This window comes from Pseudomonas sputi (genome assembly GCF_021603585.1).
GTDB classification, from domain to species: Bacteria; Pseudomonadota; Gammaproteobacteria; order Pseudomonadales; family Pseudomonadaceae; genus Aquipseudomonas; species Aquipseudomonas sputi.
On sequence record NZ_BQHI01000003.1, the window covers coordinates 395,391 to 422,388 of the forward strand.

22 protein-coding genes and 2 tRNA genes are annotated in these 26,998 nt (G+C 61.5%); 5 read left to right on the top strand and 19 right to left on the bottom strand.

Annotated features, from left to right (window positions below):
• The first annotated feature begins 295 nt into the window (after positions 1–295).
• Entirely contained in the window at positions 296–2,137 is a 1,842-nt protein-coding gene (locus L6D81_RS06760) for a potassium transporter Kup (protein WP_373874292.1), read from the top strand.
• 67 nt (positions 2,138–2,204) lie between these two features.
• Here L6D81_RS06760 and L6D81_RS06765 read toward each other — a convergent pair whose 3' ends face one another.
• From L6D81_RS06765 to L6D81_RS06785, 5 genes are all read right to left on the bottom strand, one after another.
• Entirely contained in the window at positions 2,205–2,531 is a 327-nt protein-coding gene (locus tag L6D81_RS06765) for a DUF3077 domain-containing protein (protein WP_236178394.1), read from the bottom strand.
• Between the two features lie 559 nt (positions 2,532–3,090).
• Positions 3,091–4,386: a virulence factor family protein gene (locus L6D81_RS06770; protein WP_236178395.1), complete on the bottom strand. Its 1,296-nt coding sequence runs from the start codon at positions 4,384–4,386 to the stop codon at positions 3,091–3,093.
• Positions 4,386–7,025, bottom strand: a complete 2,640-nt coding sequence (mprF, locus tag L6D81_RS06775) for a bifunctional lysylphosphatidylglycerol flippase/synthetase MprF (protein ID WP_236178396.1) — start codon at positions 7,023–7,025, stop codon at positions 4,386–4,388. The genes L6D81_RS06770 and mprF overlap by 1 nt, the downstream gene beginning before the upstream one ends.
• Positions 7,026–7,304: 279 nt before the next feature.
• Positions 7,305–7,381 (bottom strand) — tRNA-Met (locus tag L6D81_RS06780).
• A gap of 204 nt (positions 7,382–7,585) precedes the next feature.
• Positions 7,586–7,662, bottom strand: a tRNA-Met gene (locus L6D81_RS06785).
• 280 nt (positions 7,663–7,942) lie between these two features.
• Here L6D81_RS06785 and dinB point away from each other — a divergent pair.
• On the top strand, positions 7,943–9,004 hold the full coding sequence (gene dinB / locus L6D81_RS06790; protein WP_236178397.1) for a DNA polymerase IV: 1,062 nt from the start codon (positions 7,943–7,945) through the stop codon (positions 9,002–9,004).
• Between the two features lie 47 nt (positions 9,005–9,051).
• Here dinB and L6D81_RS06795 read toward each other — a convergent pair whose 3' ends face one another.
• The 4 genes from L6D81_RS06795 to L6D81_RS06810 all read right to left on the bottom strand — a co-directional run bounded on the left by L6D81_RS06795 (position 9,052) and on the right by L6D81_RS06810 (position 13,798).
• Complete coding sequence (locus L6D81_RS06795) at positions 9,052–10,005, bottom strand: hypothetical protein (RefSeq protein ID WP_236178398.1); 954 nt, start codon at positions 10,003–10,005, stop codon at positions 9,052–9,054.
• Between the two features lie 17 nt (positions 10,006–10,022).
• Positions 10,023–11,738, bottom strand: coding sequence for a proline--tRNA ligase (locus tag L6D81_RS06800; protein WP_236178399.1), 1,716 nt, complete (start codon positions 11,736–11,738; stop codon positions 10,023–10,025).
• Between the two features lie 115 nt (positions 11,739–11,853).
• Complete coding sequence (locus L6D81_RS06805) at positions 11,854–13,413, bottom strand: AmpG family muropeptide MFS transporter (RefSeq protein ID WP_236178400.1); 1,560 nt, start codon at positions 13,411–13,413, stop codon at positions 11,854–11,856.
• A gap of 43 nt (positions 13,414–13,456) precedes the next feature.
• Positions 13,457–13,798 (bottom strand): MGMT family protein, encoded by a 342-nt coding sequence (locus L6D81_RS06810; protein WP_011332761.1) that lies wholly within the window; start codon positions 13,796–13,798, stop codon positions 13,457–13,459.
• Positions 13,799–13,975: 177 nt separating this feature from the next.
• Between L6D81_RS06810 and L6D81_RS06815 the strand changes: the two genes are divergently transcribed.
• Positions 13,976–14,983 (top strand): DUF481 domain-containing protein, encoded by a 1,008-nt coding sequence (locus L6D81_RS06815; protein ID WP_007954986.1) that lies wholly within the window; start codon positions 13,976–13,978, stop codon positions 14,981–14,983.
• A 118-nt stretch (positions 14,984–15,101) separates the two neighbouring features.
• Here the strand turns inward: L6D81_RS06815 and L6D81_RS06820 are convergent, their stop codons facing one another.
• On the bottom strand, positions 15,102–15,311 hold the full coding sequence (locus L6D81_RS06820; protein ID WP_002554837.1) for a cold-shock protein: 210 nt from the start codon (positions 15,309–15,311) through the stop codon (positions 15,102–15,104).
• Positions 15,312–15,664: 353 nt separating this feature from the next.
• On the opposite strand from L6D81_RS06820, the gene dcd reads away from it, so the two are divergent.
• On the top strand, positions 15,665–16,231 hold the full coding sequence (gene dcd, locus L6D81_RS06825) for a dCTP deaminase (protein WP_007954988.1): 567 nt from the start codon (positions 15,665–15,667) through the stop codon (positions 16,229–16,231).
• A 106-nt stretch (positions 16,232–16,337) separates the two neighbouring features.
• Entirely contained in the window at positions 16,338–16,547 is a 210-nt protein-coding gene (locus L6D81_RS06830) for a hypothetical protein (RefSeq protein ID WP_236178401.1), read from the top strand.
• Between the two features lie 39 nt (positions 16,548–16,586).
• Here the strand turns inward: L6D81_RS06830 and pdeM are convergent, their stop codons facing one another.
• From pdeM to L6D81_RS06875, 9 genes are all read right to left on the bottom strand, one after another.
• Complete coding sequence (pdeM, locus tag L6D81_RS06835) at positions 16,587–17,243, bottom strand: ligase-associated DNA damage response endonuclease PdeM (protein ID WP_236178402.1); 657 nt, start codon at positions 17,241–17,243, stop codon at positions 16,587–16,589.
• Positions 17,243–19,729, bottom strand: a complete 2,487-nt coding sequence (locus L6D81_RS06840; protein WP_236178403.1) for a ligase-associated DNA damage response DEXH box helicase — start codon at positions 19,727–19,729, stop codon at positions 17,243–17,245. The genes pdeM and L6D81_RS06840 overlap by 1 nt, the downstream gene beginning before the upstream one ends.
• 59 nt (positions 19,730–19,788) lie before the next feature.
• Complete coding sequence (locus tag L6D81_RS06845; protein WP_236178404.1) at positions 19,789–20,553, bottom strand: ABC transporter ATP-binding protein; 765 nt, start codon at positions 20,551–20,553, stop codon at positions 19,789–19,791.
• Positions 20,554–20,566: 13 nt separating this feature from the next.
• Entirely contained in the window at positions 20,567–21,685 is a 1,119-nt protein-coding gene (locus L6D81_RS06850; protein WP_236178405.1) for a succinylglutamate desuccinylase/aspartoacylase family protein, read from the bottom strand.
• Positions 21,686–21,697: 12 nt separating this feature from the next.
• Positions 21,698–22,408, bottom strand: a complete 711-nt coding sequence (locus tag L6D81_RS06855) for an ABC transporter permease (protein ID WP_236178406.1) — start codon at positions 22,406–22,408, stop codon at positions 21,698–21,700.
• Positions 22,405–23,133: an ABC transporter permease gene (locus L6D81_RS06860; RefSeq protein ID WP_236178407.1), complete on the bottom strand. Its 729-nt coding sequence runs from the start codon at positions 23,131–23,133 to the stop codon at positions 22,405–22,407. Before L6D81_RS06860 ends, L6D81_RS06855 begins: the two co-directional genes overlap by 4 nt.
• Before the next feature lie 56 nt (positions 23,134–23,189).
• Entirely contained in the window at positions 23,190–23,972 is a 783-nt protein-coding gene (locus L6D81_RS06865; protein ID WP_236178408.1) for a transporter substrate-binding domain-containing protein, read from the bottom strand.
• Between the two features lie 271 nt (positions 23,973–24,243).
• The gene (locus L6D81_RS06870) at positions 24,244–25,932 is read right to left on the bottom strand and encodes an ATP-dependent DNA ligase (RefSeq protein WP_236178409.1); all 1,689 of its coding nucleotides are present in this window, start codon (positions 25,930–25,932) and stop codon (positions 24,244–24,246) included.
• Complete coding sequence (locus tag L6D81_RS06875; RefSeq protein ID WP_236178410.1) at positions 25,929–26,963, bottom strand: ligase-associated DNA damage response exonuclease; 1,035 nt, start codon at positions 26,961–26,963, stop codon at positions 25,929–25,931. The genes L6D81_RS06870 and L6D81_RS06875 overlap by 4 nt, the downstream gene beginning before the upstream one ends.
• Between the last annotated feature and the right edge of the window lie 35 nt (positions 26,964–26,998).

A 26,998-nucleotide genomic window follows, 5' to 3' on the forward strand; every position in this document is an offset into this window, starting at 1 on the left:
GGCGCTTAGGCTGCGCCTCTGATCAAAAAGTGCGCAATTCTAGCGGCGAGCAGCGCACTTGACCAGCTTTATGCAGGGAAATACGACGAGTGCTGCGCTATGCTTCGCGCCGTTGAGCTTTACCAATTTTTTACAGTCAACAAAACGACTGTAACAACAGGTAAAACAGCGCATGCTGCATCAAAAAGCTTAGTGCTTCGTTCAAAGAAGCCGGTCTGGGAATCAGGAGTGTTGGATGGGTCAGGCAAGTAGTCACGCGGCGGGCGCCGAAGGTTCGGCCACCAAGCCGCTGAGCATGCTGGTCGCGGCGGTCGGGGTAGTTTACGGCGACATCGGCACGAGCCCGTTGTACACCCTCAAAGAAGTGTTTTCCGGCGGTTACGGCGTACCGGTGAACCACGACGGGGTGCTGGGCATTCTGTCGCTGATTTTCTGGTCGCTGATCTGGGTCGTTTCAATCAAGTACATGATGTTCGTGTTGCGCGCCGACAACCAGGGCGAAGGCGGGATCATGGCGCTCACCGCGCTGGCCCGTCGGGCAGCCGCGGGACGCAAGCGGTTACGCACGTTGCTGGTGGTCTGCGGATTGATCGGCGCGGCGCTGTTCTATGGCGACAGCATGATTACCCCGGCGATTTCCGTGCTCTCGGCCATTGAAGGGCTGGGGCTGGCGTTCGAGGGTATTGATCATTGGGTCGTGCCGATTTCATTGGTGGTGCTGGTGGGACTGTTTCTGATCCAGAAACACGGTACGGCGCGGATCGGCATTCTGTTCGGGCCGATCATGGTCACCTGGTTTCTGGTCCTCGGGGGCCTCGGAATCTACGGCATCAGCCATTCCCCGGAAGTGCTGAAGGCGCTGAACCCGATCTGGGCCGTGCACTTTTTCATGGTGCATACCGGCATGGGCGTGGCCATTCTCGGCGCCGTGGTGCTGGCGCTGACCGGTGCCGAAGCGCTCTATGCCGACATGGGCCACTTCGGCCGCAAGCCGATTGCCCGGGCGTGGTTCCTGCTGGTGCTGCCAGCGCTGGTGCTGAACTACTTCGGTCAGGGCGCCTTGCTGCTGGAGAACCCGGAAGCGGCGCGCAACCCGTTCTACCTGCTGGCGCCGAGCTGGGCACTGATCCCGCTGGTCGGTCTGTCGACCCTGGCCACGGTCATTGCGTCCCAGGCGGTGATTTCCGGCGCGTTCTCCCTGACCCGTCAGGCCATCCAGCTCGGTTACATCCCGCGCATGTACATCCAGCACACCTCCAGCGATGAGCAGGGCCAGATCTATATCGGTGCGGTGAACTGGTCGCTGATGGTCGGTGTGGTCCTGCTGGTGCTGGGCTTCGAATCCTCCGGTGCCCTGGCCTCGGCCTACGGCGTGGCCGTGACCGGGACAATGCTCATGACCACCATTCTGGTGTCGGCGGTCATGTTGCTGCTGTGGAAATGGCCACCGATTCTGGCGGTGCCGGTGCTGCTCGGCTTCCTGTTGGTGGACGGTCTGTACTTCGCCGCCAACGTGCCGAAGATCGTCCAGGGCGGTGCCTTCCCGGTGATCGCCGGTATCGCGCTGTTCGTGCTGATGACCACCTGGAAACGCGGCAAGCAACTGCTGGTCGAGCGCCTGGACGAAGGCGCATTGCCGCTGCCGATCTTCATCAGCAGCATCCGCGTGCAGCCGCCGCACCGCGTGCAGGGCACCGCCGTGTTCCTCACCGCCCGCTCCGACGCCGTGCCGCACGCGCTATTGCATAACCTGCTGCACAACCAGGTGCTGCATGAACAAGTGGTGCTGCTGACTGTGGTCTACGAAGACATCCCGCGCGTCCCGCCCTCCCGACGCTTCGAAGTCGAAGCCCACGGCGAAGGCTTCTTCCGGGTGATCCTGCACTTCGGCTTCACCGACGAGCCGGACGTGCCGCAGGCGCTGAAGCTGTGCCATCTGGACGGCCTGGACTTCAGCCCGATGCGCACCACCTACTTCCTCAGCCGCGAAACGGTCATCGCTTCGAAACTCGAAGGCATGGCCCGTTGGCGTGAAGCGCTGTTTGCGTTCATGTTGAAGAATGCCAACGGCAACCTGCGCTTCTTCAATCTGCCGCTGAACCGGGTGATTGAGTTGGGGACGCAGGTGGAGATGTAGGCCTCGTCGCAACTGAAAAGCCCCCGTCAGCTTTGCGGCTGGCGGGGGCTTTTTCGTTTTTGCGCCGTTACATGCTTTCTGGCAGCTCTGCCTCAGATTCGGTCTTCGTTCGCGCAGGTCGCGGCATCAGGGCCTTCATCACGTCGTCGACCAAGGCCTTGCCGATTATCGTCAGGTAATGCGCGGCCCAGGCGTGACGGTCGCTTTCCTTGTCGTAGGCGGCATCCTCGGCGAAGGATTTGGCGAGGAACAACAGGTCTGAAGCCTGGGACAGTGCTTCGATGATGGGGACGCCGGAGCGAACGTTGAGTAACGCCTGATCCGAGCTGTAGAGGAAAGAGGTGAAGCCGATGGTTGTGAGTTCTGCGGGGGACGGCGATTTCGTTTCGGTCATGGTGTTACTCCTTGGTTCGAGGAGCCGCAACTTCCGTTACCACACGAAAGGGAGGCAGCTGTACGCAGGGTGGTAAACCGGGAACCAAGGAAACCGGCACGCCCGAAGGCGTCCCACGCACAGCTGCCATAACTCGAAATCACAGACATGAAAGTGCCTGTGATTGAGATGAGGGCGCTGTTGCGCTGGTTTGTCCGGGTTGCCACACCCGATCGCTGAAAGGGTCAGCGACGTCCAGAGAGTATCCCGTCGAAAAACAGCGCAATAGGGCGGCAAAGTGCCCAAACACGAGATTAGGAGTTTGCCTACAAGGTATGCGGACGTCATCTGATATTGCGACACCAGACGTAAACGAAACTAAACGTTGATGGCGGTTTTGCGCGGCTTTGGTGCGGCAGATGAATGTGGAGTTGACGACTCGAAAAGGCCAATGAAGCAGGTGTCCACGTTTTATGGAATGTGGACACCTGGCGTTTTCAGTTTCATGGAGAGTCAAGCATTGAATGAAAAAGCCCCCGCAACTGCGAAGTTGCGGGGGCTTTTTTGGGGGCGCTTCAGATCACTCTTCCGCCACCTGCGCCGAGTTCTGGCGCTTCTCGATCAGATCCACCAGACGCTTGGCCAGTGCCGGGTAGTTCTCGTCGAAGTGGTGGCCGCCGGGCAGTTTCACTGCTTCGCCCACCGCGGTCTTGTCGGTGCAGCCGCTTTCGTCGGCTTCTTCTTCACCGTAGATGCACACGACCTTGGCCGGTGGCAGCTTGGCCATTTCCGGGCCGGTCGCGGCTTCTTTGCCGGCGTTGCCGAGCCAGCCTTCGACTTCGATTTCGAAGCTGCCGGTGCGGGCGAAGGCCAGCAGGATGATTGCGTCGACACGTTGCTGCTCGGTTTCCGGCAGGCGGTTGTAGATCGCCGGCAGGACGTCGGCGCCGAACGAGTAACCGGTCAGGATGAAGCGCTTGGTGCCCCATTTCTGGCGGTAGTGCTGCATCAGTTCGGTCAGGTCGAGGGCGCTCTGTTCCGGGCTCTTGTGCTGCCAGTAGTAGCGCAGGGTGTCGATGCCGACCACCGGGTAGCCGATCTTGGCCATTTCACCGGCCACGTCGCGGTCCAGATCGCGCCAGCCGCCGTCACCGGACAGGAACAGGGTCACGGTGTCCTTGGCCTGACCGGCCGGGACTTCCACCACCGGGATCTGCAAGCCGCCGTTGGCCTTGTCGCCGCCGACGAGGAGCTTGCGCAGTTCGTTGTTCAGCACTTGCGGCAGGTTGATGTCGTAGTCGCTGATGCTGGTTTCGGCGTTCGGTTGGTCGCGCACGAAACCGGCGCTGGTGTCGTCCGGGTTGTCGTTCCAGGCCACCAGCCAGTGGCCGTGGGCGGCGGCTTTCGGCAGCAGGTGGGTGCAGCCGGGTTTTTCCAGGGCCAGGTCGACCGATACGGCTTGAGCCTTGTCGTCTTTCTGCTCGGACAACCAGCGCCACGCCAGCACGGCGCCGGGGCCGATGCCGCTGACCAGCGTCGCCGGGCCGTTCAGTTCACGCAGGCCGGCTTGCAGGGCGCGGCTTTGCAGCAGGCAGTCCTTGGGCAGGATCACCTGGACGATCTGCGCCGAGGCGCTGCGGCTCAGGGTGCTCAGTTGCTTGTCGCTGAGTTTCTGGTCGTCGTTGACCGCCACCAGCACCTGAGCCTTGGGCTTGGTGCCGGGGATCACCCGGGTCATTGCAGCGCCGTCGGCCGGGGTGAGCTGTTCGAGGGTCGGTTCCGGTGCCGGGCGTTTGAGGTACCAGAAACCGCCGCCGGCAATCGCGGCCAGCACCAGCAGTGCGACCAGAATGTACTTCAGGGAGCGTTGAATCATCAGCGTTTCACCAATCCAGTCAAGCCGCCCGCGATCAGGGCAGCAGTGTCGGCCAGCGCCACCAGCGGATCGAGTCCGGCGGGCACGGCCATATAACGGGGTTCCCAGTCAGGCTGGAACTTGTCTTTGAAGCGGCGCAAGCCTTGGAAGTTGTACAGCTGCTCACCACGGCGGAAAACCATCGAGCCCAGACGCTGGGTCAGCGGTGCCCCGCGCCGGGGTTGCAACCCCGACAGCGGCACCATGCCCAGGCTGAAGCGCGCGTATCCGTGACTCTTATAGTGTTGAATCAGACCGACCATCATGAATTCCATGGTCAGCTTGGGGGCGTCCGGGTGCGCGCGCATCAGGTCGAGACTGGCCAGGTAATGGCTGTAGGTCTCGAGCAGGTTGGCGAACGCCACCGGGCGGCCTTCGAAGCGAATCACCGCGATGCGGAAATGCTTCAGGTAATCGTCGCTGAAACGGCCGAGGGAGAAGCCTTTCTCGCGCACGTTCTTGCCGGTCAGCCAGGCATCGGAAATCACCTTGAGCTCATCCATCGGCGCCTGGCCCGGCTCGTGGATTTCCAGCGACAGACCGTCGCGGGTACCCCGGTTCCAGGTGTAGCGCAGGTCCTTCATCTCCTTGCCCTTGGCGTCCAGGTCAAAGCGATGCAGATCGACCCGGGCTTCCTCGCCGAGCTTGATCGCGGTCAGGCCGATGTCCATGTAGTACGGCAGGTTTTCCGCACGCACCTGATAGAACACCGGGCGGGCGTGATGGATGTCGCACAGGTCGCGGAACTGCCAGATCATCTCGGCCCGCTGCTGGCCAGGGCCGATCGGGTCGTACAGGGCCACCAGACTGCGGCCGCGGCGGGCGTACATCAGGAAGGCTTCGTCGTTGGGATGAAACAGCAGCGCCTTGTCGCCGGTCAGGGCCAGGCCGCCGTCCGGTTGCGAGGAGGCCATCAGGATCTTCGAGGCGCGTTCCAGCTCATCGGGTGTCGGCAGGTGGATCACCGGGCGGGCGGTGCGCAGCAGCCACGTCAGGGCGATCACCAGCAGCAGCACGGCGGCGCCGAGCAGCGAGCGCAGGCCGCGCGGGGCGTCGGCATCGAGAGTGAACTGCCACCACAGTTGATGGCTGTACGGAACGTCCTGATAAGCGAACAGCAAAAGCCAGGTCGAAGCACCGAGTACGCACAGGCTGGCCACCAGATACAGCGGCGAGAACGGCAGTTCGGTCAGACGGCTCGGGCGGTAGAACGAGCGACGGAACACCCCCAGCAGCGCGGCGGTGAGGGTCATCAGGGTCGCTTCTTCCCAGTCGAAACCCTTGAGCAGCGAGAGCAGGGCGCCCACCAGCAACAGAATGGTGGTCAGCATCCACGCCGCCGACAGCCGGCGACGCAGGCCTTGAGCGAGCATCAGGCACAGCACGCCGATCAGGCTGGCGCCGAAGTGCGAGGCGTCGACCAGGCGGTGAGGAATCAGAAAGCCGATGTGTTCCAGGCGGGTGTCGATCTCTGGCGTCGCGCCGGAAAACAGCAGCACCACGCCGGACAGGAACACCAGCACCGCGAGAATCGGCGCCGCCAGACCAGAGGCTGCACGCATCGTCTGCGACTGAAACAGGCGCTGGCCTTCGTTGAGCAGCAACAGTACGCAGGCCACCAGGAACGGCAGCACCACATAGATCAGGCGATAAAGAAGCAGGGCAGCGGCCAGAGGCGCAGCACCGAGCTTGTCGGCGAAGGCCGCGAGCAGAATCGCTTCGAAGACACCCACGCCACCCGGAACGTGACTGAGTACACCCGCAGCCAGCGCCAGCAGATAGACCAGCAGGAATGCACCGAAGGGCGGCGCTTCCGGCAGCAGCAGATAAAGGACGGTCGCAGCGGCGGCGACGTCGAGGGCGGTGATGACCAGTTGCAGGAACGTCAGGCGGCGACCCGGCAGGCGCAGGGTGCGGCGACCGGCTCGAACCAGCAGGTTGTCGGGGTACGGCTGTTCCGGCAGGCGACGGCGATAGATGCCGATGGCCAGGATTGCGCCGAGCAACAGCACCATACCGGCAATCGTCCCCAATAAGGTCTCGGACAGTCCCAGTGCCTGTGAAGCGGCCGGCAGGTTGCTCAGGGTCGCAAGGGCAGCCAGTGGCGGCAGGGCGCAGCCCAGCGACAGGCTGGCGAACAGGGTCATGTGCGCGACTTCGGAAGCACCCAGGCCATGCCGTGCATATAAACGGTAACGCACCGAACCGCCGGACAACATCGACAGGCCGATCGCGTTGCCTATGGCAAATGCGGTGAAGCCGCCCAGAGCCAGGGTTTTCGGTGCCAGCGTCACGCAGGCATAACGACTGGCCGACCATTCATAGCCGAGCAGAATGATGAAGCCGACGATCGTCGCACCGAAGGCGCCGAGCAGGGCCGGCTTGGGTACCTCGAGAATCGAGTCGTGCAAGGCGTCGAGATCGAGTTCGCTGAGCAGATGGCGACAGGCAATCAGCGCGATGGTGAACAGCAGCAAAGTGACCGCCAGACCGATCGGTTGCCGGTATTTGCTGATCCGATCCAGCAGGCGTAGACGCTCAGGCTTGATCGGTGGGTTTGCTGTGACGGTGTCTTGTGAATCAGACGAGTTGGCGCGCATCAATCACCTCTTGGATTGTGCGCGACAGGATGGAGGTATCCAGCCAAGTTACCAATCCCTGTAGAAAAAAATAATCACAAAATACTACGCCTCTCACCGGGTATCGGCGAGGGCAGCTCCTGGATTGCAGACGCCTTGCACGCGATTCAAGCATAGTCGCAACTCGGCGGGTCTGAAGATCCTGAACGGTTCACTGCACAGTGACAGATCATTGTTGCGAAAGGACTTTTTCCACAGATACAAAAAAGGCCACTCTTTCGAGTAGCCTTTTTTGATGTTTGGTTGCGGGAGCCGGATTTGAACCGACGACCTTCGGGTTATGAGCCCGACGAGCTACCAGACTGCTCCATCCCGCGTCTGTGTGGCGGCATTCTACAGGCGAACGGCGGGGTGTCAACCGATAATCCCGTGAAGAGTCAAATAAGTGTGCAATCGCGGCAAACGGTCGCAGGTGACGCGGTAAGTTTTGGAATCGGAACGATTTCCGGTTGCCGCGACTGGATCCAAAAAAAATGACACGCACAAAAAGGCCAATCTTTCGATTGGCCTTTTTTGATGTTTGGTTGCGGGAGCCGGATTTGAACCGACGACCTTCGGGTTATGAGCCCGACGAGCTACCAGACTGCTCCATCCCGCGTCTGTGTGGCGGCATTCTACAGAGGAACGCCGGTGTGTCAACCTTCAATGTGGATAAAATCTCTTCAGCTTCAATTGGTTAGCGCAGGCGGACGGTGCTTTCATGGGCTGCAGGTCAGGCGGGACAAGGCTTTCAGCTCTATTGAGGATTGGTTTCCGATTGAGAAAATAAATTCAAAGGCCGTTTCCTACAAACTGAAAAGAACATTCATACCACTGGTGCTATATACAGGTGTCAGTGAGATACTGCCGGTCCGGCTCGCCATGTTTCCTTTTCTGTCATGACTCAGCGAAAAATCATCCACGTCGACTGTGACTGTTTCTACGCCGCCATCGAGATGCGGGATGACCCGAGCCTCGCCGGCAAGCCGTTGGCGGTGGGTGGCTCGGCGGACCGGCGCGGAGTGATCGCCACCTGCAACTATGAGGCACGGGCTTACGGTGTTCGTTCGGCAATGTCGTCCGGACATGCCTTGAAGCTGTGCCCGGACCTGACCATCGTCAAGCCGCGTATGGACGCCTATCGCGAGGCGTCGAAGGAAATTCATACGATTTTCAGCGACTACACCGACCTGATCGAGCCGCTTTCGCTGGACGAAGCCTACCTCGACGTCTCGGACAGCGCGCATTTCGGCGGCAGCGCCACGCGCATCGCTCAGGACATTCGCCGCCGGGTTTCCAATCAATTGCACATCACTGTCTCTGCCGGCGTGGCGCCGAACAAGTTTCTGGCCAAGATCGCCAGTGACTGGAGAAAGCCCAATGGCTTGTTCGTGGTTACCCCGGATCAGGTCGAAGAGTTCGTCAGTGGCTTGCCGGTGAGCAAGTTGCACGGGGTGGGCAAGGTTACGGCTGACAAGCTGGGCAAGCTGGGTATCACTGACTGCCTGCAATTGCGTGAGTGGGACAAGCTGGCGCTGGTACGGGAGTTCGGCAGTTTCGGCGAACGTTTGTGGAGTCTGGCCCGTGGGATCGATGAGCGGCGGGTGCACAACGACAGTCGCCGTCAGTCAATCAGTGTGGAAAACACCTACGACGTCGATCTGCCGGATCTGCGCAGTTGTCTCGACAAGCTGCCGGAACTGCTGGAAACCCTGAAAATCCGCATGGCGCGGATCGACAGCAGCTACCGGCCGGGCAAGCCGTTCGTCAAAGTGAAGTTTCATGATTTCACCCAGACCACACTGGAGCAGGCCGGGGCAGGGCGGGATCTGGGCAGTTATCAGTTGATGTTGACCCAGGCGTTCAATCGCGGAGGCAAACCGGTGCGGTTGCTGGGGGTGGGTGTGCGGCTCGAGGATTTGCGCGGCGGGTTCGAACAAATGGAGCTGTTTGAGCGCTAGACGGACAAAAATGCCCGAAGCAGGTTCGGGCATTTTTTTCAGGCTTTTCAGTTCGGCCCCGGATCCGCCACCAGACGCCCCGCATCCCGGGTCAGGGACTTGAGGAATTCGGCCTGCAACTCGGGATCGTTGCGGGTCAGTTCGATCAGGCTTTGTTCCAGTTCACTGGCTTCTTCTTCCAGACCCAGTTCCGACAGACGCTTGACCCGGTGAACCCACTGGCTCACTTCGTCGTCTTCCAGATCGTCGTAGATCAGCCCGTGAGCCTCCAGCAGCTTGCCGCGCAGGTGACTGCTGATCGCCAAAGACGAGTCGGAATGCACGTCATCCTTGCCGTCTTCGACGCTGATCTGCAGTTTGCCAACATGATTAAGGTCGTTTTCGGCGAACGGGCTGTCCAGCAGGTTCAGACGCAGCACGCCGTTGCGATCGGTGGTCATGTCGAAGGTCTGCTTGCCGGCCTTGACTTGAACCGGGCGTTCGCTCCACGGCAGGCTCGAATATTCCGTGCGCTTGTCGCGCTGGACTTCGTCGATGCCGGCCAGGTTCTGTTGCGCGCGACCGTTCGATTGCACGTTCATGAACGGGTTGAGCCCGGCGAAACCGTAGCTGAGCCAGTCCCGTGTCACGCTGTCGGGCAGATTGCCGAGGGCAAACACGTTGACCACGTTCGCGCCGATGCCGCCGACCACCGCCACCGCGCCCAGCGGGATCTCGTAGAGCTCCCGCCACGGCTGGTAAGGCGTGTACCGGTCGTAATGGCGCGTGACCTCGAACTCGGTGACTTCGAAAGTCTTTTGTTCGTTGATCTTCACGCGCCGTTGCGGCAGCTCAAGCACCTTGGGCTCGCCGACATCGATCTGCAGGCTGTGATCGAGCAGTTTGCGCTCGACACGTTCCTCGTGCTCGCTGCGTTGTGACATGTGATTGGCACAGCCGCTGACCAGCAGGGTGCCGCACAGGGCGGCACCACCGAGGCCTAAGGTGTTTCGCTTGAACATGACGTCTCTATCTGGTTTCAGCGGCGGATACGGGCCTGAAGGAAGGACAGCACGTCGGCAACCGGCAGCGCTTGCGCCTGGCCTTCGGTACGGCTCTTGTATTCCAGGTTGCCTTCGGCGAGGCCGCGGTCGCTGACCACGATCCGGTGCGGAATGCCGATCAGCTCCATGTCCGCGAACTTGATGCCCGGGCTGGTTTTCTTGTCGCGGTCGTCCAGCAGCACTTCGAAGCCGGCCGCGGTCAGTTCCGCGTACAGCTTGTCGGTGGCTTCACGCACCAGATCGGTTTCATAGCGCAGTGGCACCAGAGCGATCTGGAACGGTGCCAGGGCGTCGCTCCAGATGATGCCGTTCTCATCGTTGTTCTGCTCGATGGCGGCAGCCACCACGCGGGACACGCCGATACCGTAGCAACCCATTTCCAGGGTCACCGGCTTGCCGTTCTCGCCCAGCACTTCGCACTTCATCGCCTTGCTGTACTTGTTGCCCAGCTGGAAGATGTGCCCGACTTCGATGCCGCGCTTGATTTCCAGGGTGCCCTTGCCGTCCGGGCTCGGGTCGCCGGCCACCACGTTGCGCAGGTCGGCTACTGTCGGAACCGGCAGATCACGCTCCCAGTTCACGCCAAAGTAGTGCTTGTCGTCGATGTTGGCACCGATGGCGAAGTCGCTCATCAGCTCGACCGAACGGTCGATGATGATTGGCAGCGGCAGGTTCAGCGGGCCGAGGGAACCGGCGCCGGCGCCAATGGCGTCACGCAGTTCGGCATCGGAGGCCATGACCAGCGGGCTGGCAACACCTGGCTGGTTGGCAGCCTTGATTTCGTTCAACTCGTGGTCGCCGCGAATGATCAGGGCGATCAGCTTGCCTTCTTCTTCGGCGTGCACGATCAGGGTCTTGATGGTCTTTTCGATCGGCAGACCGAATTTCTCCACCAGGGCCGCGATGGTCTTGGTGTCTGGCGTATCGACCAGACGCAGCGCTTCGCTTGGAGCGGCGCGCGAGGTTTCACGCGGCACGGCTTCAGCTTTCTCGATGTTCGCTGCGTAGTCGGAGCCGTTGCTGAAGACGATATCGTCTTCGCCGGACTCGGCCAGCACGTGGAACTCGTGGGAACCGGCGCCACCGATCGAACCGTTGTCGGCTTCCACCGGGCGGAATTTCAGGCCCAGGCGGGTGAAGATGTTGCAGTACGCTTCGTGCATGCGGTCATAGGTGATCTGCAGCGACGCCTGATCCGCATGGAACGAGTAGGAGTCCTTCATGATGAATTCGCGACCGCGCATCAGGCCGAAGCGTGGACGGATTTCGTCACGGAATTTGGTCTGGATCTGGTACAGGTTGATCGGCAGCTGTTTGTAGCTGCTCAACTCGTTGCGCATCAGATCGGTGATCACTTCTTCGTGGGTCGGGCCCGCGCAGAAATCACGACCGTGGCGGTCTTTGATGCGCAGCAGCTCAGGGCCGTATTCTTCCCAGCGCCCCGACTCCTGCCACAGCTCGGCCGGTTGGGTGCTCGGCATCAACACTTCCAGAGAGCCGGCGGCGTCCATTTCTTCGCGAACGATGGCTTCCACCTTGCGCATCACTCGCAAGCCCATCGGCAGCCAGGTGTACAGGCCCGAGGCAAGTTTGCGGATCATGCCGGCGCGCAGCATCAGCTGGTGGCTGATCACGACCGCGTCGGAAGGCGTTTCTTTCTGTGTGGCGAGCAAAAATTGACTGGTGCGCATGGTTGGCCGTTGTCGGTTGCTATGACTGGAAATGACGGAGCAGTGTAACGGCGAGATCCGCCGACGTACAGAAGTGCAGCCCCGGCGCAAACCCTCTCGCCGGGTGCGAGATGTCTTACGATTCTTCCACGACGGAGGTCGGGGCAGGTTCCGGTGTCGGCGTCGGGCCTTCGCGGCGGCTTTCCTGGAACCAGTGCAGGGCGATCAGCACCAGGGTCGGGACGCCGAGCAGCGCGGTGATCAGGAAGAAGTTGTGATAACCGAACTTCTCCACCATCACCCCGGAGTAGCCGCCGATCAGGCGGGGCAGCAGGAGCATGATCGAGCTGAGCAGGGCGTACTGGGTAGCGGAGAACTTCAGGTTGGTCAGGCTCGACAGGTAGGCGACGAACGCCGAGGTGGCCAGGCCGGAGCTGAAGTTGTCGAGAGAAATCGTGACCACCAGCATCTGCAGGTTAGCGCCCATGTCGGCCAGCATCAGGAACAGCAGGTTGGTACCTGCCGACGCGGCACCGCCGATGAACAGGATCGGCAGGATGCCGAAGCGCACGATCAGCAGGCCGCCCATGCCGGCGCCAACGAGGGTCATGATCAGGCCGAAGATCTTGCTGACGCTGGCGATCTGGTCCTTGGTAAAGCCCTGGTCGATGTAGAACACGTTGGCCATTACGCCCATCACCGTGTCGGACATCCGATAGGTGGCGATCAAGCCCAGCAACAGCAACGCCTGCCAGCGGTAGCGCAGGATGAAGTCGTTGACCGGCGTCAGCACCGGCGCCAGACCGCGACGGCCCATGGCCGAGAGGCACAGGCAGGTCAGCGTGGTGTAGAGAATCGCCCGCAGGAACGCTCGGTCTTCCAGCAGCAGGTCCAGCGGGCTCATGTCGCCAAACAGCACGCTGGCGAAATCGGTGTTGTAGAGCTGGGTGAACATCGCCGGCACAGATACCAGCAAAATGATCAGCACGAACACCGACATCAGCTGATGCATGAAGGTGTAACGCCCGGCCTGCAACTGGGTGCGTAACGGTACGGGGGGCTCGCGCATCAGCAGGGTGGTGAGCAGGGCAGGCACCATCAGGGCACCGAACAGCACGTAGGTGCCGGTCCAGGCCGAATGCTGGTACTTGAAGCCTGTAGAGCCGAAGCCCTCGGCGAAGAACAGTGCACCCGCGGTCGCGAGCAGGGCGGCGATCCGATAGCCGGACATGTAGCTGGCGGCCAGCGCGGCCTGACGGCTGTCCTCGGCGATTTCCAGGCGATAGGCGTCGACCGCTATATCCTGAGTGGCAGAGGCGAACGCCACGACCACGGCGATGGCGATCAGCCAGGACAGGTGTTTCTGCGGATCGCAAAAGCCCATGCCGATCAGGCCGAGGATTACCAGCGTCTGTGAGAGCACCAGCCACGAACGGCGGCGACCCAGCTTGCCCAGCAACGGCAGGCGCCATTGGTCGAGCAGGGGCGACCAGACCCATTTGAAGGCGTAGGCCAGGCCGATCAGGCTGGCGTAGCCGATCGTCTCGCGGGCCACTCCGGCTTCACGCAGCCAGACCGAAAGTGTCGAGAACACCAGCATGTACGGCAGGCCGGCGGCGAAACCCAGCAACAACAGCACGAGCGTCGAAGGACTGGCATAGGCGGCGAGCGCGGCGCGCCAGGTTTTACGGGGCATGGGCTGAAGTCTGCCTCAAGATTGCGAAAACAAAGCGCGCACTCTAACCGCTGTGCTCTACCGGACGCCAGCCATGGCGCCGAATATCCACACGATTGTTCAGGACGGTGATGCCCTCCATGCGCAGTCGCGCCCGCTGTTCGTCTCCGGACGGGCTGCCCGCCGGCAGGCTGATCCGACCGCCGGCGCCGAGCACGCGGTGCCAGGGCAGTTTGGTATCGCCGGGCAATTGGCTGAGGGTCCGGCCGACCCAGCGGGCGGCGCGCCCCAACCCCGCCAGCTCGGCCAACTGACCATAGCTGACGACTTTGCCCTCGGGCACTTGGGCGAGGGTTGAATAGAGTGCCGTGCGTCGGATTTGCGGATCGTTTTCGCAGGCATGCATCGGGTCTGTCACGTGCGCGGTTCCTGAACTTGATCGCGTTATGTCTTTAAGCGTAATCGGTGGGAGGGCAATTGAGAAATGAACTCAACAGAAATAGCCGGGTCACTCCTTGTCAGGGAATTATTCCTACGGATAATGCCGACCTTTTTTTCGCAAACTTGAGTCTTCGATTCGCTTATGTTGTCCAGAACCCTGCTGTGCCTTGCTGTTTTCAGTGCGTCCACACCTTTGCTTGCCGACACCGTCTGGTTGAAGAACGGTGACAAGCTGAGCGGTAAAATCACGCTGTTCGATGGCGGCAAATTGCTGGTCCAGACCCAGTACGCCGGGGCAGTCACCATCGACTGGAAGCAGGTCAAGACCCTGGAAAGCGATCAGGAGTTGCTGGTCAAACAGGACGCCTACAACGGCGAGAAGGCCAAGTCGCTGAGCGCCGCCGAAGACGGCAAGGTCACCCTGGCCAACGGCGAGGCGCCGAAAACCGTGGAACTGGCGAGCATTCAGCAGATTCTCAAGCCCAAACCGGTGGTCGAGGATCTGGTCTGGAAGGGCAACGTCGATCTGGCGCTGGATTATCAGCGTGCGGAGAAGGACACCGACGATTACGACATCGGCTTCAAGACGTCTGCCCGTCACGGTCGCTGGCGCCACACCGCCGAGGGCGAGTACAACCGCGAAGTGCAGGACGACGTGACCACCACCGACAACTGGCGGGCCGAATATGCCCTCGACCGATTCCTGACAGACAAGTGGTTCTGGCAGGGGCGCCTGAACTACAAGCGTGACCACATTGAAGAACTGGCCCGTCAGCGGGTGGTCGGTACCGGTCCGGGCTACCAGTTCTGGGATGATGAGCTGGGGGCATTCTCACTGGGTTCGCTGCTCAACCGCACCGACTACCAGTACCGCGATGGCAGCAAGGACAACTTCTATTCGGTCGCCATGAAGTGGGACTACAACCGCTACCTGATCGGCAAGAAGGTCGAGTTCTTCACCAATGGCGAAGTCGGCAAGCCGCTGTCCGGCGTTGCCGATTACGCGCTGGATGCGGAAATGGGCCTGCGCTACAAGGTCACCGACTGGGCCTCGCTCAACCTCAAGGCTGAACGCGACATCATCAGCGGCACCGAGGACGCGGACCTGAGCAAGACCCGCTACACCGCCGGCTTCGGCGTTGCCTGGTAAGTAACGCAAAAGATCGCAGCCTTCGCAGGCTGCGATCTTTTTTTGCGCCTGGAAAAACAGACGCCCATAAAAAAGCCCCGCTTTTGAGGGCGGGGCCTTTTACTAAAGAAGCTACAAGTTAGATAACTTGTACTTCTTCAGCTTGCATGCCTTTCTGACCGCGGGTTGCGATGAAAGAAACCTGTTGGCCTTCTTTCAGGCTTTTGAAGCCGTCGGATTGGATAGCTTTGAAGTGAACGAACAGGTCGTCACCGGATTGTGGGGTGATGAAGCCGAAGCCTTTTTCATCGTTGAACCACTTAACGGTACCGGTTTGGCGATTAGACATGGTGTAACTCCTTGAACAAAGATAACTGCGACTCAGGAAGAACCCTGGCCGAGACTGAGTGCAAAGAGCAGGAAAAATTCTTGTAGATGGTTGGATCGAAATTCAACATATCGTGTAGAGATTCTCAGTGACACAAGCAGCACAGTGGCGCCACCTTAACCCTTTTTCCGGAACGTGCCAATGCTTCTTGCGAAGGTTTCTCTGTTTTAGGGATCGACGGTGTGACGGTTCGTCGCCAGGCCGCGTAATTCCTGCACGTTCGGCGAGAATTGCACCCCGGACTTTGAACCCGGCGGCGCGCCCGGTAAGATGCCGGACAGATTTTTTCCACCTCGCTATTCAGGACACCCGCCATGAGCATCAAATCGGACAAGTGGATTCGCCGCATGGCGCAGGAACACGGCATGATCGAGCCGTTCGTCGAGCGCCAGGTACGTGGCAGCGACGACAGCCGGGTGATCTCCTACGGTGTGTCGAGCTACGGTTACGATGTGCGTTGCACCAATCATTTCAAGGTGTTCACCAACATCAACTCGGCCATCGTCGATCCGAAAAACTTCGACGCCGGCAGCTTCGTCGACGTCCACAGCGACGTCTGCATCATTCCGCCGAACTCCTTCGCCCTGGCCACGACCGTTGAATACTTCCGTATTCCACGCAACGTCCTGACCATCTGCCTGGGCAAGAGCACTTACGCCCGTTGCGGCATCATCGTCAACGTCACCCCGCTGGAACCCGAGTGGGAAGGCCAGGTGACCCTGGAGTTCTCCAACACCACCAACCTGCCGGCGAAGATCTACGCCAACGAAGGCGTGGCGCAGATGCTGTTCCTCGAATCCGACGAAGAATGCGAAGTCTCCTACAAGGACCGTGCCGGCAAGTACCAGGGCCAGCGTGGCGTGACCCTGCCACGCACCTGATCCGTTCATCCGACAGTTACCGGGAATTCTTCGGCGGGTAGACACTCTATGAAGTGTACTGCCCGTTTCGCGAACAGCGGGACGGGCCTTCGCCGAGGAGTGCTCCATGAAGATCGATCCGCAAATCACTGCCGAACTGGCAAGGCTCGAGCCCAATCAGGTTGGCGTAATGGCCTGGTCGTTGTTGGCACACCCACCCATCACCACGGCCGGCGGAATCCCTCACCAGCCCGATCCCGATACCCCCAACGAAGAACCGAGCGAGCCCGGCGAACCGACCTTGCCGGACAAACCGCCCCCTGCGCCCGTCGCTTGATTGAACGTATGGCCCGTCGGCTGAATCCTTAAGAGGATCTCAGCCGACGGGCCATATTTCGTTGTCGCCAATGACAAAGATCCGACAGCTGTCTTCCTTCTCCACTGGAAAACCACCGGTGAAGGCCCCGAACGCCGGCAACAGGCTGACGTGTTCTCCCAGCCTGAAACACGCCAGCCGCAAACGCTGGCGCCCCTTGCCGATCAATCGATAAACCGGGTGAACGTGGCCTGCCAGGACGTGCCTTTCAGGGTGTGGATCGGGCTCGTGTTGCAGCGAGAAGGGCCCGAGCAGCAAGGGTTCCGGCACCACGCGAATGTTCAGCGCTCCCGGTGGATCGCCCGCCCGCTGGTCGTGATTGCCGCGAATCAATGTCATCGGCAGGTCGGCATGACGCGCCCGCCACTGTGCCAGTGCCTGTAAGGTGCCGGGTGCGTGGGAGCCGGGCCCGTGCAGGAAATCCCCCAGAAAGATCAGTTGCCGACATGGCAGCTTTGCCAGCAGTTGGTCGATCGCGGCGATGTTGCTCGTCGTGGTGCCCTGCGGTACCGGCTGGCCCAGTCGGCGATAAGCGGCAGCCTTGCCGAAATGCACATCGGCCATCAGCAGCGCCTGTTGCGCTGGCCAGTACAGCGCCTTTTCCGGCAGCAACCAGAGTTCTTCGCCCGCCAGACGTACGGGATAGGGCGCGTTCATCAGGATTGGCCCTTGTCAGCGGTGTTCTCCAGATCGCCGACCATACGCCGGATGCGGTCAGCGAGTTTTTCCGAGCTCATGCTTTCGCGCATGCGTTCCACCAGCAGTGGAAAGCCGAGCGGTGTCGGACGTTTGATCAGGTGCATATCGAGTTTCATCCGGTTGATTCGCTCCAGTGTCTGTTCCAGTCGTCGAATATCCAGTTCTTCCCGTAAGACTTCTTCCCCGGCCTGCGCCAGCAGCAGGTTGTCGGCGTCGTATTGTTTGAACACTTCGAAGAACAGCCCGCTGGAAGCCTGGACCTGACGGGTACTTTTCGGCGCGCCGGGGTAGCCGGCGAACACCAGTCCGGCAATCCGCGCGATTTCCCGAAAGCGTCGCAGCGCCAGTTCGCCCGCGTTGAGGCTGGCCAGCACGTCCCTCAACAAACCCTCGGGGCTGAGCAGGGCGCGATCCAGTTGCCAGGACCAGTCGATGGGCGTGGCGCTGAGCAATTCCAGTCCGTAATCGTTGACCGCAATCGAGAAGGTCACAGGCACGCGCTGACTGACCCGCCACGCCAGCAGACTGGCCAGCCCCAGATGCACCTGACGTCCGGCAAACGGGTAGAGGAAAAGGTGCCAGCCTTCGCGGGATTTCAGCTCTTCGGCCAGCAGATTGTTGGCGGTCGGCAGGCCTGACCAGCGCATCTGCGTTTCCAGCAACGGCTGCAAGGCCTGCATTTCCGGGCCGGCAAACTCGCCTTGTGCCGCCGCGTTGAAGCGGCTGACCACGGCTTCGGCCAATTCGTTGGAAAGTGGCATGCGCCCGCCATTCCAGCGCGGCACGGCGGGTTTTTTCGCGGTGCTGCGTTTGACGTAAGCGGTCATGTTTTCCACCCGCACCAACTCCAGCAAGCGCCCGCCAAACAGAAACCCGTCGCCGGGTTTGAGGCGTGCGATAAAGCCTTCTTCAACGCTGCCCAGTTGTTTGCCGCCACCGCCCTTGCTCCAGAACTTCAGGTGAATGCTGGCATCGCTGACGATGGTGCCGATGCTCATCCGATGGCGACGTGCCAGTCGGGCATCGGGGACGCGCCAGATGCCGTGTTCATCCGGCTCGACCCGGCGGTAATCCGGGTACGCCGTCAGCGACATCCCGCCGTGGCGTACGAAGGCCAGCGCCCAGGCCCATTCGGCGGGTGTCAGGTCGCGGTAGGCCCAGGCGCCACGGACTTCTTCGTACAGCTCATCGGGAACAAAGCCACCGCCCAAGGCGATGCTGACCAAATGCTGCACCAGCACATCCAGCGGTTTGTGCGGTGACCGTCGCGGTTCGATCCGCCGCTGTGCCACGGCATCGCGAGCGGCTGCGGCTTCGATCAGTTCCAGGCTGTGGGTCGGCACCAGGGTCACCCGCGACGTTCTGCCTGGAGCATGGCCCGAACGCCCCGCACGCTGCATCAACCGCGCCACGCCTTTGGCCGAGCCAATCTGCAGCACTCGCTCCACCGGCAGAAAGTCCACCCCCAGATCCAGACTTGAAGTGCAGACCACGGCTTTGAGTTGACCGTTCTTCAGGGCCTGTTCCACCCAGTCGCGGGTGTCACGGGACAGCGAACTGTGGTGCAGGGCGATCAACCCGGCCCAGTCCGGCCGCGCTTCCAGCAAGGCCTGATACCAGATTTCCGATTGCGCCCGGGTATTGGTGAACACCAGGCTGCTGGCGCAGGCGTCCAGTTCGGCGACCACCTGCGGCAACATCTTCAGACCGATGTGCCCGGCCCAGGGAAAACGCTCGATGGCCGGTGGGAGCAAGCTATCGACCTTGAGCGATTTTTCGCTTTGCCCCTGAATACTGAGGCCACCGCCCTGTGGGATCAGCACCTGTTCGGCGTGGGACTGATTGCCGAGCGTCGCGGAAACGCCCCAGACGATCAGCCCCGGATGCCAGCGGCGCAACCGGGCGAGGGCCAGTTGCAATTGCACGCCGCGCTTGTTGCCGAGCAATTCGTGCCATTCGTCCACCACGACCATGCGCAGCGTCGACAGCGCCGTTTGCGCGTCGGCGCGGGCAAGCATCAGGGTCAGGCTCTCCGGGGTGGTGATCAGTGTGGTGGGCAGGCGCCGGTTCTGGCGGGCGCGTTCGCTGCTGCCGGTGTCGCCGGTGCGCAAGCCGACGCTCCAGGGAATCTGCAGATCGTCCAGCGGCGCTTGCAGGGCGCGCGCGGTGTCGGCGGCCAGCGCTCGCATCGGCGTGATCCACAAGACAGTCAGCGGTTCGGCGGGTGGTTTGCGTTTGCGGGTGGTTTCAGCAACAGGCCCGGAGCGGGCAAAGCGATTGAGCGCGGCAAACCACACCGCGTAGGTTTTGCCGGCGCCGGTGCTCGCATGCAGCAGGCCGGATTCGCCACGTTTGGCCGCCGCCCACACCTGTTTCTGAAAGGCGAACGGCTTCCAGTCGCGGGCGCTGAACCAGTGTTTGGCGAAGTCGGTGGAAGTGCCCATGCCGGCGACGTGTGCTCTGAAGGTGTTCCTTCAATGACCGCGCCGGCCGGGCAATAGTTTTACTTGAGATTACCGCTGAGAAATTGCTTCAGGCGTTCGCTCTTCGGATTGCCCAGCACCTCTTCCGGCGCGCCTTCTTCCTCCACCAGCCCCTGATGCAGGAACAGCACCTGGCTTGAGACCTTGCGCGCAAAACTCATCTCGTGAGTGACCATGATCATGGTCCGGCCTTCCTCGGCCAGGCCCTGAATCACCTTGAGCACTTCGCCGACCAGTTCCGGGTCCAGCGCCGAAGTCGGTTCGTCGAACAGCAGGACTTCCGGCTCCATCGCCAGGGCCCGGGCGATGGCCACGCGCTGTTGCTGACCGCCGGAGAGAAACGCCGGGTACTGATCGGCCACCCGTGTCGGCAGACCGACCTTTTCCAGATAACGCCGGGCGCGGTCGTCGGCTTCCTGTTTACTGCAACCCAGCACCCGGCGTGGGGCCATGGTGATGTTTTCCAGCACGGTCATGTGGCTCCACAGGTTGAAGTGCTGGAACACCATCGCCAGGCGGGTGCGCAGGCGTTGCAGTTCATTGGGGTCGGCGACGTGCATGCCGTGGCGGTCGGTGGCCATGCGGATCGCCTGGCCATCGAGGCTCATCGCGCCGTCGTTGGGTTGTTCGAGAAAGTTGATGCAGCGCAAAAAGGTGCTTTTGCCCGAGCCGCTGGCGCCGATCAGGCTGATCACGTCGCCGGTCCTGGCCTTGAGCGAGACGCCCTTGAGCACCTGATGGTCGCCATAGCTTTTGTGCAGGCCTTCAACGGTCAATTTGTACATGGGGCAGGCATCCTCAAGGCGAAAGTAGATAGCCGCTGCGATAGGCTTCGGCGCCCGCGACGTGGGCGATCACCATGCCGGCCGTGGCCATGCGCCGCAACGAGCGGGCATAGAGCAGACCGGAAGCGGTGCAATGGACTGGCGTGACCCGGTCAGTGATCGGGTCGATGATTTCGGCAATTTTCTGCCCGGCCTCAAGAAGCTGGCCGGGCGTGGCGGTGTAGACCAGCAGGCCGCCGACGGGAGTGGCCACCGGTTCCACGCCGGCCAGCGGTGTGGCGGGACGTGGCAGCGTCGGCAAGGCTTTGGGTTCGCCGACGATGGCACCGAAATGGATCAGGTAATCGATCAGTGCCTGGCAATCGCGACTGGCCAGCGGATGGGTGACATCCCCCTGACCGCGCAACTCGACGGTGACCGAGAAACTGCCGAGCGGAATCTCGAAGTGTTCGCCGAAGCGCTCCTTCAGTTGCCACCACAGCAGGGTGAAACACTCGTCGAACGACTGGCCGCCGGAGTCGGTGGCCAGCAGACTCGCCTGTGACTCAATGTAGCGCGCCAGCGGCTCGACCTGCGGCCAGGCCTCGGGCGTGGTGTACAGGTGAACCACGGATTCGAAATCGCAATGCAGGTCGAGCACCATGTCCGCATCGCAGGCCAGCCGTTGCAGGGTCAGGCGCTGGGATTGCAGTTGGGTGCCGGCGGTCTGGCGGGCGAGGGCGTTGCGCAGGCTGGCGCGGATCAGTTCGAGGTTGCGCTGCGGGTCGTCGCACAGCTGCGCTTCGATTTCGTTACCGATTTCCTCGCTGAGGTCGACGAACCAGCGGTTGAAGTTCTGTCCGCTCTCCAGCTCGTAGCGGCCCAGCGGCACATCCATCAGCACCTGTTCGAGGCCGACCGGGTTGGCCACCGGCACCAAGACGATTTCGCTGCGCAGGCGGCCGGCGGCTTCCAGCTCCGCCAGACGCTGCTTGAGGTGCCAGGCCACGAGCATGCCGGGCAGTTCGTCGGCGTGCAGCGAGGACTGGATATAGACCTTGCCCTGGGCCTTGTCCGGGCCGAAATGAAAGCTGTGGATCTGTCGTGCGGTCCCCGGCAGCGGGGCCAGCAGGTCGTGTATCTGATGACGCATCTCTGAAGGGTCCTAGTGGGTCGGGCCGAGGAACGCCAGCCATCGGCGTTCGGCGAGACGGAACAGGCCGACCAGCGCAAAGGTGATGGTCAGGTAGATCAGCGCGGCGATGCCGAACGACTGGAAAGTCAGGAAGGTCGCCGAGTTGGCGTCCCGCGCGACTTTCAGGATGTCGGGGATGGTCGCGGTGAAGGCCACGGTGGTCGAATGCAGCATCAGGATCACTTCGTTGCTGTAGTAAGGCAACGAACGGCGCAGCGCCGACGGCATGATCACGTAGGCATACAGCTTCCAGCCGGTCAGCCCGTAGGCCTTGGCCGCTTCGACTTCGCCGTGGTTCATGCTGCGGATCGCCCCGGCGAAAATCTCCGTGGTGTAGGCGCAGGTGTTGAGGGCGAAAGCCAGGATCGTGCAGTTCATCGCATCGCGAAAGAAACTGTCGAGCAGCGGTTGCGCGCGCACGGCCTCCAGGCTGTAGATCCCGGTGTAGCAGATCAGCAGCTGGATATAGAGCGGCGTGCCACGGAACAGGTAGGTGTAGAACTGCACCGGCCAGCGAATGTAGAAGTGCGGCGAGACCCGGGCGATCGACAGCGGAATCGACACGATGAAACCGATGAAGATCGAGGCGCTGAGCAGCCACATCGTCATCGCCAGACCGGTGATGTTCTGGCCGTCGGTATACAGAAAGGCTTTCCAGTATTCCTGCAGGAGTTCGATCATCGTACGGCCTCCCGGGCACCGGCGGCGTAGCGGCGTTCGAGCCAGCGCAGGATGATGTTCGAGGCACTGGTGATCAGCAGGTAAATCAACGCGGCGAGCACCAGAAAGTAAAACAGTTGATAGGTGCTTTTACCGGCGTCCTGCGCGGCCTTGACCAGATCGGCCAGGCCGATGATCGAGACCAGCGCGGTGGCCTTGAGCATCACCATCCAGTTGTTGCCGATGCCCGGCAGGGCGAAACGCATCATTTGCGGGAACACCACGAAGCGAAAGCGCTGGCCGCGCTTGAGGCCATAGGCGGTGGCGGCTTCGACCTGCCCGCGCGGCACGGCAAGAATCGCCCCGCGAAAGGTTTCAGTGAAGTACGCGCCATAAATGAAGCCCAGGGTCAGAACCCCGGCGCTGAACGGGTCGATCTCGATGTATTCCCATTCCAGGTAGTCGGTGAGCGTCGTCAGCCAGGTTTGCAGGCTGTAGAAGATCAGCAGCATCAGCACCAGGTCCGGCACCCCGCGAATCAGCGTGGTGTAGATCTGGGCGGGCAGGCGCAGCAGTTTGACTTTTGACAGCTTGGCACTGGCGCCGAGCAGGCCGAGCAACACGGCCACCAGCAGCGACAACGCCGACAATTTGATGGTCATCCAGGTGCCTTCCAACAGCAAAGGGCCAAAACCCTTGAGGCTGAAGGCGGAGAGCCCCAGATTTTGTAAGAGGTTTTCGAACATAAATCAGCAACCTGACTGAATGAAAAAGGCGCCCATCGAGGATGGGCGCCGGGGCATTATTTGCCGCTGTACAGATTCAGATCGCCAAAGTGTTTCTTTTGAATCTCGGCGTATTTGCCGTCATCGTGTAACGCTTTGATACCTTTATCCAAAAGCGCTTTCAGCTCGGTGTTACCTTTCTTAATACCGACAGCCGTCTTGGATGGCAGCAAGTGGTTGTCGACTGGCTTGCTGACTTCATAGTCGGCGCCCTGTGGCGACTTCAGAAAGCCCAGTTCGGCCTGCAACATGTCCTGAATGCCTGCGTCGAGACGGCCGGAAGTCAGGTCGGAATACACCTGGTCCTGATTCTGATAGGCCTGGGTTTTCACGCCGGCCTTGTCCAGCACGGCTTTGGCATAGGCCTCTTGAATGGTGCCTTGCTCGTAGCCGACGGTTTTGCCCTTCAGCGAGGCGACGTCGTCGGTGATGCCCGAGCCTTTTTTCGACACGTAGGCGGTCGGGCCGGAAAACAGCTCGCTGGAGAAGTCGATGACTTTTTCGCGGGCTTCGGTGACGGTCATCGACGAGATCACGCCGTCGAATTTATTGGCCTTGAGGCCCGGAATCATGCCGTCGAAGTCGCTTTCGACCCATTTGCACTTGACCTTCAGCTCGGCGCAGATCGCGTTGCCCAAGTCAATGTCGAAGCCAACCAGGCTACCGTCTGCCGCTTTCGACTCGAACGGTGCGTAGGAAGGGTCAACGCCAAACCGCAGTTCTTTGTATTCCTTGGCCAGCGCGGAGCCGGCGGCCATGCACAACGCCAGTGCAGAAAGGGTCAGCAATGCTTTTTTCATTATTCAATCCCTAAGAACCAATATGAGCGCTTGTGGCGCGGAATGATTGTTACTGGAGCGCTTACGACTTATAGAAAGTAGCAATTTCCGAACCAGAGTCCCGAACAAGTGTTTTAAAAGGTGTAGGAAGTGCATGCCGGGGCCGGTCAGTGCACGAAAACGGGCGCGCCGGAAAAGCTGCACCAGGATGGTTCGGGGGATCGTTCGTGGGGCAAGAATGATCGTTCCCACGCTGCGCGTGGGAATGCTCGGGGAGGCGTGGGGGAAGGGGTCAGACCAACAGGTTCTGCAAGGTCGCCAGGCTGTCGGCCTCTTCGATGGTCTTGTCCTGGCGCCAGCGCAACATGCGCGGGAAGCGTACGGCGATGCCGCTCTTGTGTCGGCGGGAGAGGGCGATGCCTTCGAAGCCCAGTTCGAACACCAGACTTGGCGTCACGCTACTGACCGGGCCGAATTTTTCCACGGTGGTCTTGCGCACGATGCTGTCGACTTCGCGCATTTGCGCATCGGTCAGCCCGGAATAGGCCTTGGCGAAGGGCACCAGCGCCCGGGCACTGGAACCGGGCGGGCCGTCCCACACCGCAAAGGTGTAATCGCTGTAAAGACTGGCACGCCGACCGTGACCGCGCTGGGCGTAAATCAACACCGCGTCGACGCTGAACGGGTCGACCTTCCATTTCCACCACACGCCCATGTCCTTGGTGCGGCCGACGCCATACATGGCATCCTTCGCCTTGAGCATCATGCCTTCGACCCCCAGGCGCCGGGAGGCCTCGCGCTGGCGGGCGAGGTCGAACCAGTCGTCACCCGTCAGGATCGGCGACGGCAGCAGCACCGGGTTGTTGCAACGTGCGATGACCTGTTCCAGTTGCTCACGACGCCTGGCCTGGGGCTGGTTGCGCCAGTCTTCGCCCTGCCATTCGAGCAGGTCGTAGGCGAGTACCACCACCGGCGCATCTTCGAGGATTTTGCGGTCCAGTGACTTGCGACCGATCCGTTGCTGCAATAGCGCGAAGGGTTGCACCGCCGGGGCGTCTGTCGACTGCGGATCGAACGCGTCTTCGGTGACCGGGCGCTGGTTTTTCCAGACCACGATTTCGCCGTCGATCACCGTACCGTCGGGCAAGCCGTGCAGCAGCGTGTCGAATTCGGGAAAACGCTCGGTCACCAGCTCTTCGCCCCGGGACCAGACCCACAGTTTCCCGTCACGCTTGACCACCTGCGCGCGAATGCCATCCCACTTCCATTCCACCTGCCAGTTACTGGCCGGCCCGAGCAACGCGTCGAAGGTTTCCACCGGTTGCGCCAGCGCGTGGGCGAGGAAGAACGGGTAGGGCTGGCCGCCGCGCTGGGCGTGTTCGTCACTGGATTCGGGGGCGATCAGTTTCAGGTAAGCGGCGGCGTTCGGCCGGTTGGACAGGTCGGTGTAGCCCACCAGTCGTTGCGCCACGCGTTTGCTGTCGAGCCCGGCCATGGCGGCCAGGGCGCGGGTCACCAACAGTTTGGACACGCCGACCCGGAAACTGCCGGTGATCAACTTGATGCACAGCATCACGCTCGGCCGATCCAGTTGCGCCCACAGAGCGGGCAATTGGTGGGCGAGGTATTCCGGGGTTTCGCCGCGCAGGGGCAGCAGTTTGTCTTCGATCCATTCGGCAAGCCCGGCCTCGGACGTGTGCGGATGTTCCGGCAGCACCAGCGAAATGGTTTCCGCCAGATCGCCGACCGCCTGATAGCTCTCCTCGAACAGCCATGGCTCTAGCCCGGACGTTTCAACCGCGAGCTCGCGCAGAACTCTCACCGGAACCAGTTGCCGAGGCCGCCCGCCGGACAAGAAGTACACCGCCCACGCGGCATCCTGCGGTTGCGCCTGGGCGAAGTAGGTTTGCATGGCCGCCAGTTTGGCGTTGCTGGAGGTGGTGGCGTCGAGTTCGGCATACAACCCGGCGAAGTCTTTCATGGTTGCACCTCGGCAACGGCGGGCGTGGCGGTGGAAAGCTCTTCTTCATCGTCACCGTATTCGGTGTTGAAACCTTGTGCATCCAGACCTTGTTCGCGCAGATGTCGCACCAGCACGCCAATCGAGCCGTGGGTGACCATCACCCGCTCGGCGCCGGTCTGTTCGATAGCCCATAAAAGACCGGGCCAGTCGGCGTGATCCGAGAGCACGAAGCCGCGATCCACGCCGCGCCGCCGACGGGTGCCGCGCAGGCGCATCCAGCCGCTGGCGAAGCTGTCGCTGTAATCGCCGAAACGGCGCATCCAACTGCTGCCGCCGGCCGAGGGCGGGGCGATGACCAGCGCCTGGCGCATCATCGGGTCGTTCTTTTCCACCTCGCCGGCGTAGATCGTTGGCGGCAGGTAGACACCGGCCTCGCGGTACACACGGTTCAGCGGCTCGACCGCACCGTGGCTGAGGATCGGCCCGAGGGTTTCGTCGATGCCGTGGAGAATCCGCTGGGCCTTGCCGAACGAATAGCAGAACAGCACGCTGGCCTTGCCGGCCTCGATGTTGGCCTGCCACCACTGATTGATCTCGGCGAACACCTGCGCCTGCGGCTGCCAGCGGTAAATCGGCAGGCCGAAGGTCGATTCGGTGATGAAGGTGTGGCAGCGCACCGGTTCGAACGGCGCGCAGGTGCCATCGGGTTCGATCTTGTAGTCGCCGGAGGCGACCCAGACTTCGCCGCCGTACTCCAGCCGCACTTGGGCCGAGCCGAGTACATGACCGGCGGGATGAAAGCTCAGGGTGACGCCGTGGTGGGTCAGGCGCTGGCCGTAGTCGAGGGTTTGCAGGTTGATGTCCTGGCCCAGGCGCGCACGCAGAATCCCTTCGCCGGCGCTGGCGGCCAGGTAATGCTGATTGCCGCCACGGGCATGGTCGCCGTGGGCATGGGTGATCACCGAGCGCTCGACGGGCCGCCACGGGTCAATGTAGAAGTCCCCGGCAGGGCAGTAGAGGCCTTCGGGGCGGGCGATAACAAGGTCCATGGCATTACCGGAATGGAGGGACTTGTTAGCTATGA